The following is a 344-nucleotide window of genomic DNA, read 5'->3' as shown; positions in this document are numbered from 1 at the left end:
TAAAACTGAATAGACATATTCGGATTGATGCTATACGTAAATCGCAATGTAGTTGAAAATTCATCGTTTTTGATGCGTCCCAAAATGTATCTTTTGTTATTTCCAAAATCAACTGTTTGCACATATTGTGCGCGATCTGTAGAGATATTCAATTGATTTTGAAGCGAAATATTCAATGCATCAATAGGTTGATAATTGAATCCTAAAATAAAATTGGAATTGTCAAAAACAGCTTCATCCGTTACAACTTTCGCAAAATTAAATGAATAACTAAACTTTTTGCTTCTATCAGAACCAAATGAACCATAAATATACCTGTCATTGGCAACTCTCCATCTGTCACC

Annotated in this window: 1 protein-coding gene; it reads right to left on the bottom strand. The window is 32.0% G+C overall.

The features are described from left to right. Positions 1-344: DUF5916 domain-containing protein (locus tag IU405_RS01965; RefSeq protein WP_231749460.1), on the bottom strand; the 344-nt coding region annotated here is incomplete at both ends.

It is taken from the genome of Polaribacter sp. BAL334 (assembly GCF_015767435.1).
Lineage (GTDB): Bacteria > Bacteroidota > Bacteroidia > Flavobacteriales > Flavobacteriaceae > Polaribacter.
Note: the sequence above shows the minus strand (reverse complement) of the source record. Positions and strands in the feature narration are given on the sequence as shown.